Below are 12,549 nucleotides of genomic sequence, written 5' to 3'. Positions count from 1 at the left end.
CGAAAGGCCTCAGCTTTCGCCAGCGCCTACGTGAGGGCATCACCATGAGCCACCTCCTTTCGCTGCGCCACTACCGTGATGAGGTGATTGCTCACAGCCATGAGCACGCGCAGGTGGTGATCAACTTATCCGGCTCGCTCGACGTCGAGGTTGAAGGCCGCGCCAGTCTGTTGCGCCAACAGCAACTGATGGTCATCCCCGCTGGCGCACACCATACCTGCGCCAGCGCACAGGGCAGCCAGTGCCTGGTGCTGGATGTGCCGAGCGAACACTGGTTGGGGCAAACGTTGGGCGCCCACGCCGAGCACAGCCGCCGATGGCTCAATACCGTCGGGCAGCATCGGCTCGACCCGCGCCAGCACCAGTTGGTCGATTGGCTCGCGGCCAGCCCGGCGACCGATCCGCTGATCGATCAGCAAGGGGCAATCCTGCTGCTGGCCAGCTTGAATACCCCTCAAGCCGTACCGCGTAAACGCCTGCCCTTCCCTCAGTTCGATACCTACATCGACCAGCACGCCGCCTACCCTGTGCAAGTCGCCGACCTGGCGCGCGTTGCCGACCTGTCCTGCGCTCGCTTGCACAGTCGCTTTCTCAGCGAGTGCGGCCAAACGCCGATGGACTACATCCGCCAACGCCGTTTGCGTAGCGCCTTGAACCTGTTGCGTCACACCACGCTCGCGGTAGGCGAAATCGCCAGCCGCGTTGGCTACGCCTCGCAAAGCGCGTTTTCGGCGGCCATGTTGCGCGAGTTCGGTGCATCACCCAGCGTGTTGCGCCGCGAGTCTGGCGACAACTGAGGCCCGTTTGGCGACAGACAGCGCCTCGCCGAACGCCTTAGACTGCACGCCAGACTGACTCACCCCAAGGACTGCAATGACTGCGCGTAACGCCTTGGGCGCCCTGCATATCGGCGCCTTACTGTTTGGCCTGACCGGCGTGTTCGGCAAGCTCGCGGCAGCTTCAGCCAGTGTGATTGTGTTTGGCCGCGCAGGTTTTGCGGTCATTGCGCTCGCCTGCTTTGCCGCCGTGTCCCGCCGTTCGCCCTGGCATGCGTTGAACCGGCGCGATGTGCGCAGCCTGCTGGTCAGCGGCTTGCTGCTGGCCGGGCATTGGGTGAGCTTTTTCATCGCAGTTAAAGTCGCCGGCGTGGCGATCGCAACGTTGGGCTTTGCCAGTTTTCCGGCGTTTACCGTGCTGCTTGAAGGGCTGATCTTTCGCGAACGCATCCGCCTCAACGAAATCATGCTGGTGGTGCTCGTCAGCGTCGGCCTGATTCTGGTTACCCCGACCTTTGATCTGGCGAGCCAGGCCACCGAAGGGCTGCTGTGGGCGATTGCCAGTGGCCTGACCTTTTCCCTGTTGTCTCTCAATAACCGCGCCAACGCAGGACGAGTCCCCGCCGTGCAGGCTGCCATGTGGCAAAACGCTGTGGTTGCGCTGTGCCTGTTGCCCTTCGCTGCGCCGCAGATCAGCAGCGTGCGCCCGCTCGATTGGGTCTGGATCGGCCTGCTTGGCGTGCTGTGCACCGGCGTCGCGCACAGCCTGTTCGTCGCCAGCCTCGCGGTGATCAAAGCCCGCACGGCGGCGGTCGTCTTCGCCCTGGAGCCGGTGTATGGCATCACCCTGGCGTGGCTGTTGTTTCACGAAACCCCGACGCTGCGCATGCTGCTGGGCGGCGCGCTGATCATCGTCGCGATTGTGGCGTCAAGCCGTATGGCCCGCGGCGCTTCACCGGTTAAACCGGCGCTGGACGCCGCTCACTGAACCCGGTCGTTATGCCCAAGGTCGCGCTGGGGGTCAATCTGGTCACGCACGCGCTGCTTGAGCACTTTGGCCTCCGGGAAGCCGCCATCGGCCTTACGCTCCCAGATCTGCACCTCGTCACAGGTAATGCGAAACACCCCGCCTGTTCCTGGCTCCAGCGCCACGCGCCCCAGGTCATCGGCGAAGGTACTGAGCAGTTCCTGAGCCAGCCAAGCGGCGCGCAACAGCCACTGGCATTGGGTGCAATAGGTGATGACAATGTGTGGCTTACTGACTGACATGATTTCAAAAGCTCTTGAAGAGAAAGGCGCCGCTATAATAGCCGCCTTTGTCGCTTGCCCAGAGATTCAAGATGCGCCGCCTGCTTTGTTGTCTACTGCTTTGCCTGTGCCCGCTGATGCTGTTTGCAGCCCAAACACCGCAGCCAAAAATCGGCCTTGTGCTGTCGGGTGGCGCTGCCCGCGGCCTGGCCCACGTCGGCGTGCTCAAAGCATTGGAGGAGCAAGGCGTTCACATTGATGCCATCGCGGGCACCAGCATGGGCGCGGTGATTGGCGGGCTGTATGCCTCGGGCTACAAAATCGACGAACTGGAAAAACTCGCCCTCGGCATCGATTGGCAAGAGGCGTTGTCCGATGCGCCTGCTCGTGAAGACGTGCCCTTCAGGCGTAAACAGGACGACCGTGATTTTCTGGTCAAACAAAAGTTGAGCTTTCGCGACGACGGCAGCCTCGGCCTGCCATTGGGGGTGATTCAGGGGCAAAACCTGTCGTTGTTGCTCGAAAGCCTGCTGGCGCACAGCAGCGATGTACGTGATTTCGACAAGCTACCGGTCCCGTTTCGTGCAGTAGCCACCGACATTGTCAGCGGCGAAAAAGTCGTGTTTCGCAAAGGGCATCTGCCGCAAGTGATCCGCGCCAGCATGTCGATCCCCGCCGTATTTGCCCCCGTGGAAATCAACGGCCAGTTGCTGGTCGACGGCGGCATGGTCGACAACATTCCGGTGGATGTTGCCCGCGAAATGGGCGTCGACATGGTCATTGTGGTCGACATCGGCACCCCGCTGCGCGGCCGCAAGCAGCTCAATACCGTGTTCGACATCCTCAACCAGTCCATCACCCTCATGACGCGCAGCAACTCCGAAGTGCAACTGGCCTCCTTGAAGCCCGATGACGTGCTGATCCAGCCCGCGCTGGCCAGCTATGGCGTCACAGACTTTGGCCGCTCGCAAGAAATCATCGACGCAGGCTACCGCGCCACGCAGATCCTCGCCAATCGCTTGAGCAGCCTGCGCCAGCCGTCAGATGCACAGCTCAATGCAGCACGCTCACCCGAGGAGCGCACCCCTGTGATCACGGCGATTAGAATTGAAAACGACTCAAAAATCGGTGACTCGGTCATTCGCTATTACATTCGCCAACCGGTGGGTGAACCGCTGGACCTGGGACGCTTGCAGCGCGACATGGGCACGCTGTACGGCCTGGACTACTTCGAGCAGGTGCAATACCGCGTGGTGCATAAAGGCAATGATCGAACCCTGGTGATCAGTGCCCGTGGCAAGCGCAGCGGTACCGATTACCTGCGGCTTGGGTTGAACTTGTCTGACGACATGCGCGGCGACAGCGCTTTCAACATCGGCGCCAGTTACCGGGTCAACGGCATTAATACACTGGGCGCAGAATGGCTGACGCGGGTGCAAATCGGCGATCAACAAGAGTTGTACAGTGAGTTCTATCAGCCGCTGGACGCGGGTTCGCGCTACTTTATCGCGCCTTACCTGCATGCTCAGTCGCAGAACGTCGAAGCCATTCTCGACAATGACCCGATTGCCGAATATCGACTGGAACGCTACGGCTTTGGCTTGAACCTGGGCCGACAGATCGGCAATAGCGGCGAGATTCGTCTTGGTGTGGGCGAGGCATGGGGCAAGGCAGACGTCAGAATTGGCGAACGCGACTTGCCCAGCACCAGTTTCAACGAGGCTTTTTATGACATTAAGTACTCGTTTGACTCACTGGATAACGTGTATTTCCCCCACGAAGGTGAAGACATCAGCCTCAGCGTGCGGCAATTCGAGCCGGGGCTGGGTTCTGATGATCGCTACCGCCAATGGGAATTCCACTTGGACAAGGCGCTGAGTGCCGGGCCAAACACCTGGATTTTAGGCGGGCGATACGGCCGTACGCTGGACAAGGCCGAGGTCGTGACGTCAAGTTTCTTGCTGGGGGGTGCGCGCCAACTGTCAGGGTTCCGCCAAGACGCCATCTCCGGGCAAAACATCAGTTTGATGCGCGCGGTGTATTACCGTCGCCTGACCCCCCGCTCGTACTTGCCGTTCGACTTCCCGCTGTATGCCGGTGCCTCCCTTGAGCGCGGGCGCGCCTGGAACAACAACAACGAGTTCGACAGCGGCTACATCAATGCGGCCAGTATTTTCATTGGATTCGACACACCCCTGGGCCCGCTCAACTTCAGCTATGGCTTTAACGATGATGATCAAAAGGCGCTGTATCTGAATTTGGGCCAGACATTCTGACCTCCCACAGTAGGCGCAGCCTGCGCGAGCGCCTACGAAACAGGGAGCCTCAGTTTTTTTCGAGGTTGTCCAGAATCCGCTTGTGAACGCGCATGCAGATGCGCTGTTCTTCTTCGGTAATGCCCACAAACAATTCCTGGCGCAGGGACGTGGCAATCGCTTCAATTTGTGCGATCAATGGACGCGCGGTTTCACTCAGGATGATTTTTTTCGCACGGCGGTCTTCAACCACTGCATGACGCTGAACCAGCCCCTGCGCCTCAAGGCTGTCGAGTAAGCGCGCAAGCGTTGGCCCTTCTACCCCGACGCTTTGTGCCAGTTCGCGCTGAGTGGGCGCCTCGTCAAAACGGGCCAGGTGCAGCAGCACCAGCCACCGCGCCTGCGACAGACCCAAACCAGCAAGGCGCCGATCCAGCTCAGCCCGCCAACCCCGCGACATTTGGGCCAATTGCATACCGAAACGGTGTTGATCGGTTAAAGGCATAAAAAACTCAATGATTAGACTGAAATAGAGTGATAGGAATTGTTAGCCAGCTAAGCATGGAGTTTGTCAATAGGCAAGACCCTAAAGTCACTGAAACGTTACATATCGCCATTTCGTTTAAATTTCGAACTCCGATTGCAGTGCAGCGCGCACGCAATACAGCACACCTTCTGGTACACGCCCCTTGAATTGCTCGGCGATGCTGGCCACGCTCGGCAGCTCGCCTTCGCCATCAAGGAAGGCATCCTGCACTTCTTCCATCAGCTCTTCGGGCAAGTCCAGCGCTTGTTCCAGCGACAGTTCCTGACGACCAATGGCTTCGGCCAGCATCGTGTACACATTTTTTTCCGAGCATTGCAATTGACCGGCAATTTGCATGGGCGTCATACCTGCACGGGCCAGGCTGATCAACTCGTGACGAATGTCGGCCACCACTTTGGGGGTCTCAGCCTGACCGCCCAGCACTTCAAGGAACGCCTCGCCATAACGTTCCAGTTTGCGTGCGCCAATGCCGCTGACCTTGGCCATGTCCGACAACGATGTCGGCTGGCTGCGCAGCATTTCAAGCAACGTTGAATCGGGGAAGATGACGTAAGGCGGCACCCCATGCTCTTCGGCCAGTTTGCGCCGCAGCGCACGCAGCGCCTCCCACTGCTCGCGCTCTTCGCCGCGCACCAATTGGCTGGCCGGGCTGGCAGAACTGCTTTTGACCGTGGTTTGTGGCTTGAGCTCACGGCGCAGTTCAAGGGTCACTTCACCGCGCAGCAGGGGGCGGCAGCTGTCGCTCAGGCGCAAACCGCCGTAGCCCTCGATATCAATATCCGCCAGACCGCGCGCCACCAATTGCCGGAACAATGTGCGCCACTCACCTTCTGCGCGGTCTTTACCCACACCAAACACAGATAAATGCTGATGCCCAAAACTGCGCACCTTTTCGTTGTCGCGCCCTAACAACACATCGATCAAATGCCCCGTGCCATAGCGCTGGCCGGTGCGATAGATAGCCGACAACGCCTGACGCGCAGGCTCGGTGGCGTCCCAGGTTTGCACACCATCGACACAGTTATCGCAATGGCCACACGGTTGCGGCATCTCTTCATCAAAGTAGGCCAGCAGGGTCTGACGGCGGCAGCGGGTTTCTTCGCACAAGGACAACATGGCGTCGAGCTTGTGATGCTCAAGACGCTTGTGGCGCTCGTCACCTTCGGAGTTTTGCAGCATTTGCTTGAGCATCACCACGTCTTGCAGGCCGTAGGCCATCCACGCGTCCGCCGGTAAGCCATCACGCCCTGCGCGGCCGGTTTCCTGGTAATAGGCCTCAAGGGATTTAGGCAGGTCCAGGTGTGCCACGAAACGCACGTTGGATTTGTCGATGCCCATGCCGAAGGCGATGGTGGCAACCATAATCAGCCCTTCCTCGTTGAGGAAGCGCTTCTGGTTGGCGGCCCGGGTTTCGCTCGGCAAGCCTGCGTGATACGGCAAGGCCGGGAAGCCCTGATCGCAGAGGAACTTGGCCACTTCGTCGACTTTTTTGCGCGACAGGCAATAGACGATGCCCGCATCGCTGCGCCGCTCCGAAAGAAACGCCAGCAATTGCTTGCGCGGCTGCTCTTTAGGCACGATGCGGTAAAAAATATTGGGCCGGTCAAAGCTCGACAAAAAACGTTCGGCGTTTTGCAGGTGCAAGCGGGTGACGATTTCTTCGCGGGTACGCTTGTCGGCAGTGGCGGTCAGGGCAATGCGCGGCACATGGGGGAACATCTCGGCCAACTGCCCCAGTTGCAGGTATTCGGGGCGGAAATCATGGCCCCACTGCGACACACAATGCGCCTCGTCAATGGCAAACAGGGCGATGTCCAGGCTCTGCAAAAACGCCATCATGCGCGGCTGTACCAGACGCTCGGGCGCCAGGTAGAGCATTTTCACTTCGCCGCGCTTGATCCGGTTAGCCAGCTCGCGTTGCTGGTCGGCACTGAGCGTGGAGTTCAGCGCGGCGGCGGCCACCCCCAGCTCCTCAAGCGTTGCCACCTGATCATCCATCAAGGCGATCAAGGGCGACACCACCACCGTCAGGCCGTCACGCAGCAGCGCAGGCACCTGGAAGCACAAGGACTTGCCACCGCCCGTGGGCATCAGCACCAAAGCGTCGCCACCCTTGGCCACGCGCTCAATAATGTCACCCTGGCGGCCACGGAAACTGTCGTAGCCGAAGATGTCTTTGAGTACGCGTTGAGCCTGTTCGAGCATAGAAACTCCAGAAATCGCCGAAACACCCCTGCGCAGGCGGTATCCGGCGCGGCCTCAAGCCTGGTTAAAGGCTCGGGCGCAGGGCGCAGGACCCGCTGCATTAAGCGCAGGGCATCACAAAACGCGGCAGTATACCCGAGCGTTCTGTTGCGCAGGGCCTTGTGATTGCATGACCGATCACCGGGAAGTGATGGCAAATGCACCCTGCGGCTGGCCTGTAGCCTCAAGAAAGCCTAGAATTCGGCATCGTATATTTTCTAGGTAGTCCTTAATGTCCTTCGCTGAGCAACTAACCCGCCTGCAAGTCTTCCTCGACGCTGACGAACTGCATGACGAGGCGCTGGACTACGTGGCCACCCACGGTTTTCTGACCGCCCTGTCCATCTGTTCCGAACAAGTGCCTGAGCGTGAATGGATCGATGCGATCTTCTCCGAGCCGCCGCACTACGCTGACGACGCTCAACGCAAAGAGATCGAAGAAACACTGATTCAACTTAAAGCTCACATCGCACGCCAACTGGCGTCCGACGAAGAGTTCGAGCTGCCGTGTGATCTGGACCTGGGCGACGAACCGGATGACTCCGATTTGCGCGGCTGGTGCATCGGGTTCATGGAAGGCGTGTTTATGCGCGAAGCCGCCTGGTTCGAAACCGCCGAAGACGAAGTCAGCGAAATGCTGCTGCCCGTCATGGTCGGTTCGGGTCTGTTCGATGACCAGCCCGAATTCGAAGACATCGCCAAAGATGCCAACCTGATGGACGACATGATCGTACAAATCCCCGAAGCCCTGACCGCTCTGTATCTGCTGTGCCAGGCACCTGACGAAAAACCGGCGATTCTCAAGCCTCGCCATCACTGAGTGTTCAGTGACTAACCCCTTACCCGGCAACCGGCCCCGGTTGCTGCGCTACACACTGTTCGCCATCGGCTGGCTGAGTGTAGCGCTGGGGGTTATCGGTATCTTCCTTCCCGTTTTACCCACCACACCCTTTCTGCTATTGGCCGCCGCCTGTTTTGCCCGCAGCTCGCCGCGTTTTTATCAGTGGCTGGTTGAACACCCGCGCCTGGGGCCGTGGATTCGCGACTATCTGGACGGCAACGGCATCCCCCTCAAGGGCAAGGTCTACGCCATCGGCTTGATGTGGTTGAGCATTGGCGTGTCGTGTTACCTGGTGCCATTACCGTGGGCACGCGGGTTTATGCTGATCAGTGCCGTGCTGGTGAGCCTTTACATCCTTCGGCAAAAGACCCTCGAAAAGCCCTGAGCTGTAAACCCCGTAACCACTGCCGCAGGCGACAACGGCGTCGTAGCGCCTGGGTTCGCGACATTCTGGCAACACGCAATTACCCGCTTTTACGATCGCCGCGCAATCGCACGTCGCCTGCGCCAACGGCAGCGCAGGCTCGCCACCTCCTAGCAGCTGCGTAGCCGATTACACCGTGTCCACCTTCAACGAATGATCATTGAGCATGCCGTTGATGATGGTGGCCGTATCGGCCCCACCCGCTATAAGCCCGCCCGCACCCGGTGTGACCCCGTACTGAGTCGCCAGATTGACCCCGGCCAGATCAATGGTCTGGGTCGGCGTGGCTCCGGCGACCGCGCTGATGTCGATGCTGCTCACCAACGTGGCTCCAGACCCCGTCACTTTGAAGTGCAGGTAATCATCCAGCGAGGCGGCCGTAGCATTCTCGCCTTGCAACAATTGCGACAGGTCGAGTTTGTCCGAGCCAAACGTGAAGTCGGTCACGGTGTCACGCCCCGTGTTGCCTTGCTGGTAAAGGAAGGTGTCATTACCCGCGCCGCCGGTCAGGGTGTTGTTGCCCATCCCGCCAATCAGAATGTCGTCACCGCCGCCGCCGTTGAGGGTGTCGTTACCCAGGCCACCATTGATCACGTTGGCATTGCCATCGCCCGTCAGTACGTCATTGAAGTTGGAGCCGGTCAGGTTTTCGATCGACACCAGCGTATCCAGTCCCGCGCCGACGGTGTTTTGCTGCGCCGTGCTTGCCAGCGTGACCGTGACCCCGGCCGCCGAATGGGCATAACTGGCAGTGTCATTGCCCGTTCCGCCATCGAGCAGGTCGTTGCCCGAGCCGCTGAACAACAGGTCATTGCCCGCATCGCCATAGAAGTTGTTGTTGCCGGTGGTCCCTGACAGCACGTCATTGCCGTCGCCGCCATGCACCGTGTTATTGCCGGCAGCCACCAGCATCACGTCATCCCCCGCCGTGCCGGTCAATGATGTCCCGGCTTGATACGTGAGCGTTACACCCCCGCTGTCACTGCCACCGTGGGAATCGCTGGCGATGTAACTGCCCGAAAAGTTCGGCGACACGGTGGTGTTGCCGTAACCAATGGTCATGTTCAGGTTGTAGGTTTCAGCCGCATTACTGTTATCAGGGTTGGTTATGTTCGTGATGTGGATTTGATAAGTGCCAGTTTGCCCTGCGGTAAACGTCCCGCCGTCTGCGATGGCCGTGTAGGCACCGCCGTTGAACGAGTACTCCATGCCAATCCTGCCAGCCAACAGGTTGTGGTCCAGATTGAGCGTCTCGCCCTGTTTGAGGCTGACGCTGATCACGTCCTCGGCATTGGGGTTAGCGGCCGCATTGGTGACGGCCCCCAAATAACCGCTCACCAACAACGCGGCGGTCATGGTGCTGGTGTTGATCTTGAAGGACGAACGATCAACGGTCAGTTGCTGGTTGGCCAGCGCATTCGCCGTTGCGTTGAACGTGCCTGTAGGCAATGTGCCCGTGGTGCTGGTGAATCCTGCCCCCTTCGCGCCCCACAGCGTGGTGAACGTGGTAGGTGTTGCCGACAAAGGATCACCATTAGCGTCTGTGTCATTGGCCAGCAACACATCACCGGGCACCGCAATCGTCGGCGCCAGAATGTTGGTGATGATGTTGTCATTGCCCGCCACGGGGGCGACGTTTGGATTGACATGAATGACCACGCTGGAACCTGCCAGATCGCCATCATTGTCGCTGACCACAAAACCGATGGTTTCGTTGAACGGCGTCGCCGCGACAGTTTGCGGCGTGTAAGAGTACGCGCCAGTGTCCAGGTTAATCACCAGATTGGCGCCACTGTTGGTGGCGATGGTCAGGGTGTTGTCGACCGTATTGAACGTCCCGTGGTTCACCGTACCCGTAAACGTCAGCCCGCCCGCACCATTGCTGGCTTTGGGATCATAGGTGTAGGTGGCGCCGTCCACCGTGATCGACTTGATAAAACCACCGTCGGCGCCAAATGAGCCGCCTTCCAGCAACGTGCCGGTCACCGTCGGTGCAATCACGGTGCCTGCCAACACCGAGTTGAGTTGCGACAGATCCGTTACCACCACCGCGTTGGTGTCGGTGTGGGTGCTGCCGTCATACGCCAGCGGGTTGAGGTTGGCGTTGCTGACCCCGGTGCCCAGGCCGATGGCGTAGTTTTTGATGCTGTTGGCATCCAGGAAAGCTTTCAAGGCCACTTCATCGCTGGCACTGATGTTCTGCCCTGCCGTCGGCGCACCATCAGAGAAGAAATACCCGACGTTTTGCGCACCTGTCAGCTTGCCGCCCATATTGAAGGCCGTCTGCGAGGTTGCCACGGCGGCATCATAGTTAGTGCCCCCGCCAGCGCTTAGCGAGGCCACAAATGCCTTGGCCTGCGCCACGGTTACCCAGCCACCGCTGACATCCGTCGCCGAGCTGCTGAAGGCTACGACTTGCACCATCACATCGCCCATGCCTGCGTATTTATCCAATAGCGCGTTAATGGCTTGCTTGGCCAGTTGCAAACGGTTCAAGCCCGGCACACCGGACGGATCGCCCATGCTCCCGGACACGTCAATGGTCAGCAACAGGTTTGAATCCACCTTGACCGTGGTCACCGAACGTTCGGCGGCGACGGCTTTGGGCACGTCATCAACGATGTTGATCTGGATCGTACCGGTGGTGGTGTTGCCCAGTGAGTCTTTGGCCTGATAGTTAAACGTTTCGCCCACAACCGTGTTGGGACCGTCATTGGCATTGGGCGTGGTTTTCGGGGCCGAGGTCAGGGTGTAGGTGTATTTACCATCGCTGCCGAGTTGCAATACGCCATAAGTGCCCGTGGTACTGCCCTGCAAGGTGAAGGTCAATGGCCCTACGCCACCGGTGGTGGTGGTCGTCAAATCACCGGTAGCCGTTTCTGCCGTTGACGCAGGCGTGCTGCCCGTCACCGTGCCTTGCGCCAGGTCGGCGCCATCTTTGACCAAATCCAGCGCATTTTCAAAGACGGTCGTCTGTGACGCACTGGTTACTTTTAGTCCACTGTCCGTCAAATTGAACGTCACCGTGGCGGTGCTTTGATCGCCGTCGCCGTCGCGGATGGTGTAGGTAAAGGTGTCAGTGGCGGTCGGTGTGGTCACCAGGTTTGGTGTGCCTTTGTACACCGCCGTGCCATCTGCCGAGATGGTCAGGGTGCCGTAGGTGCCGTTGATCACCGTGCTGCCACCACTGGTCACGGTCACCGCCGCGTTGCTACCGGCTTTAATCGCCACTACTGCGCCGCCTGCCGCCCCGCCGTCTGCGCCGAGGATGTCGTTGGCCAGTACGTTAAGGGTCGAGGTGCCGCCTTCGATCAGGGTGCCAGTGTCGTTGGTGGCCTGCGGTACATCATCGACGATGCTGATTTTGATCGTGCCGGTGGTGGTGTTGCCCAGTGCATCGGTGGCCTGGTAGGTGAAGTTCTCCAGACCGGCCACGGTGTTGGCGCCGTTATCGGCACCCGGCGTGGTTTTTGGCGCCGAGGTCAGGGTGTAGGTGTATTGGCCGTTGGCATTCAGTTGGATTTGGCCATAGGCACCCGTGGTGCTGCCGAGCAAGGCAAACGTCACAGCACCCGAACCGCCCGAAGTGTTGGCCGTCAGGTTGCCGGTCACGGTTTCAGCGGTTGATGCCGGGGTGCTGCCAATGACGGTGCCCTGCGCCAGATCGGCGCCATCTTTGACCAAATCCAGCGCGTTTTCGAACACGGTAGCCTGCGCATCGCTGACCACTTTCAGGCCGCTGTCGGTCAGGGTGAAGGTCACCGTGGCGGTGCTTTGGTCACCGTCGCCATCGCGAATGGTGTAGGTAAAGGTGTCGGTGGCGGTCGGCGTCGTCACCAGATTCGGTGTGCCTTTGTACACCGCCGTGCCATCCGCCGAGATGGTCAGGGTGCCGTAGGTGCCGTTGATCACCGTGCTACCGCCGCTGGTGACGGTGACTGCTGCGTTGCTGCCTGCTTTGATGGCCACTACTGCGCCGCCTGCCGCCCCGCCGTCTGCGCCGAGGATGTCGTTGGCCAGTACGTTGAGGGTCGAGGTGCCGCCTTCGATCAGGGTGCCAGTGTCGTTGGTGGCCTGCGGCACATCGTCGACGATGCTGATTTTGATCGTGCCGGTGGTGGTGTTGCCCAGTGCGTCGGTGGCTTGGTAGGTGAAACTTTCTTGGCCATCAATCACATTGGCGCCGTTATCGGCACCCGGTGTGGTTTTTGGCG

At 59.8% G+C, this 12,549-nt stretch carries 9 protein-coding genes; 5 read left to right on the top strand and 4 right to left on the bottom strand.

The features are described 5' to 3' along the window. Positions 1-44 precede the first annotated feature (44 nt). Positions 45-797: a helix-turn-helix transcriptional regulator gene (locus tag TU86_RS20740; RefSeq protein ID WP_048366200.1), complete on the top strand. Its 753-nt coding sequence runs from the start codon at positions 45-47 to the stop codon at positions 795-797. A gap of 76 nt (positions 798-873) precedes the next feature. Next, positions 874-1,764: a DMT family transporter gene (locus TU86_RS20735; RefSeq protein ID WP_048366199.1), complete on the top strand. Its 891-nt coding sequence runs from the start codon at positions 874-876 to the stop codon at positions 1,762-1,764. Here the strand turns inward: TU86_RS20735 and TU86_RS20730 are convergent. Further along, on the bottom strand, positions 1,758-2,045 hold the full coding sequence (locus TU86_RS20730) for an Rdx family protein (protein ID WP_048366198.1): 288 nt from the start codon (positions 2,043-2,045) through the stop codon (positions 1,758-1,760). The genes TU86_RS20735 and TU86_RS20730 overlap by 7 nt on opposite strands. Before the next feature lie 71 nt (positions 2,046-2,116). On the opposite strand from TU86_RS20730, the gene TU86_RS20725 reads away from it, so the two are divergent. Then, positions 2,117-4,300 carry a patatin-like phospholipase family protein gene (locus tag TU86_RS20725; RefSeq protein WP_048366197.1) on the top strand — a complete coding sequence of 728 codons (2,184 nt, stop codon included), beginning with the start codon at positions 2,117-2,119 and terminating at the stop codon, positions 4,298-4,300. A 49-nt stretch (positions 4,301-4,349) separates the two neighbouring features. On the opposite strand, the gene TU86_RS20720 is transcribed toward TU86_RS20725, so the two are convergent. Both TU86_RS20720 and recQ read right to left on the bottom strand, forming a co-directional pair. Beyond that, entirely contained in the window at positions 4,350-4,784 is a 435-nt protein-coding gene (locus TU86_RS20720; protein ID WP_048366196.1) for a MarR family transcriptional regulator, read from the bottom strand. 117 nt (positions 4,785-4,901) lie between these two features. Beyond that, the gene (gene recQ / locus TU86_RS20715; protein WP_048366195.1) at positions 4,902-7,031 is read right to left on the bottom strand and encodes a DNA helicase RecQ; all 2,130 of its coding nucleotides are present in this window, start codon (positions 7,029-7,031) and stop codon (positions 4,902-4,904) included. A 271-nt stretch (positions 7,032-7,302) separates the two neighbouring features. Here recQ and TU86_RS20710 point away from each other — a divergent pair, with 271 nt between their 5' ends. Beyond that, a complete protein-coding gene (locus TU86_RS20710; protein WP_048366194.1) occupies positions 7,303-7,890 on the top strand; it encodes a UPF0149 family protein in 588 nt (195 codons plus the stop codon). Positions 7,891-7,897: 7 nt separating this feature from the next. Further along, positions 7,898-8,296: a YbaN family protein gene (locus TU86_RS20705; protein ID WP_162207813.1), complete on the top strand. Its 399-nt coding sequence runs from the start codon at positions 7,898-7,900 to the stop codon at positions 8,294-8,296. Between the two features lie 168 nt (positions 8,297-8,464). Here the strand turns inward: TU86_RS20705 and TU86_RS20700 are convergent. Further along, positions 8,465-12,549: beta strand repeat-containing protein (locus TU86_RS20700; RefSeq protein WP_048366193.1), on the bottom strand; the 4,085-nt coding region annotated here is incomplete at its 5' end.

The sequence above is a fragment of the Pseudomonas weihenstephanensis genome, assembly GCF_001043055.1.
Classification (GTDB): domain Bacteria; phylum Pseudomonadota; class Gammaproteobacteria; order Pseudomonadales; family Pseudomonadaceae; genus Aquipseudomonas; species Aquipseudomonas weihenstephanensis.
This window is presented reverse-complemented; position numbering and strand designations above follow the sequence as displayed.

Bases quoted from the DNA above. Each gene is read 5' to 3' on its own strand.
- TU86_RS20710 (WP_048366194.1), top strand. From the start codon at position 7,303: ATGTCCTTCGCTGAGCAACTAACCCGCCTGCAAGTCTTCCTCGACGCT.
- TU86_RS20735 (WP_048366199.1), top strand. From the start codon at position 874: ATGACTGCGCGTAACGCCTTGGGCGCCCTGCATATCGGCGCCTTACTG.
- TU86_RS20720 (WP_048366196.1), bottom strand. From the start codon at position 4,784: ATGCCTTTAACCGATCAACACCGTTTCGGTATGCAATTGGCCCAAATG.
- TU86_RS20725 (WP_048366197.1), top strand. From the start codon at position 2,117: ATGCGCCGCCTGCTTTGTTGTCTACTGCTTTGCCTGTGCCCGCTGATG.
- TU86_RS20730 (WP_048366198.1), bottom strand. From the start codon at position 2,045: ATGTCAGTCAGTAAGCCACACATTGTCATCACCTATTGCACCCAATGC.
- TU86_RS20740 (WP_048366200.1), top strand. From the start codon at position 45: ATGAGCCACCTCCTTTCGCTGCGCCACTACCGTGATGAGGTGATTGCT.
- recQ (WP_048366195.1), bottom strand. From the start codon at position 7,031: ATGCTCGAACAGGCTCAACGCGTACTCAAAGACATCTTCGGCTACGAC.